The following is a 450-nucleotide window of genomic DNA, read 5'->3' as shown; positions in this document are numbered from 1 at the left end:
CGTTGTAGGCTCCGCGTCGAAGGACTTTGCGGAGAGCGGTTTGGAAATCGGCCACTTCTTCCCGTGGGCGGTTCGCAAGATGAATACGATGTACGGGTTGCCCGTGAACGACACGCCGACGCTCGAAGGTCTGGGTGAGTCCCCGATCAAGCGCATGGAGGGCTTCCTCAAGACGCTTCAGGCCGAGATGGACGAAGACAACGAGATCATGGCGTTCCTGATCTTCCGCGAATGGGTGAAGGGCGGAAAGAGCCCGACCACCGAGCAATTGATGGCGCTGTGTGATCGCGTTGGCGTGGCGGGCAAACGCGCATCTGATCTGATCGCGTTGATGGCATCGATGCTCACCCCTACTATCGCGCTGGCCGCCGAAGGTCATTACGACGATCCGGAAGCGCTCGTTACACAGAACATCGCGGAGAATATCGATCGGCAGGCGCTGGTCATGAT

Annotated in this window: 1 protein-coding gene; it reads left to right on the top strand. The window is 58.9% G+C overall.

What is annotated here, in order from left to right; translation table 11 throughout:
• Positions 1–40 precede the first annotated feature (40 nt).
• On the top strand, positions 41–450 hold a 410-nt coding region (locus AC1RPG_RS08185; RefSeq protein WP_481762496.1), incomplete at its 3' end, for a hypothetical protein.

The organism is Dellaglioa sp. CoH-57-MRSF-18, assembly GCF_056781995.1.
The sequence above is the reverse complement of the archived record's forward strand: the minus strand, read 5'-3'. Positions and strand labels throughout refer to the sequence as shown.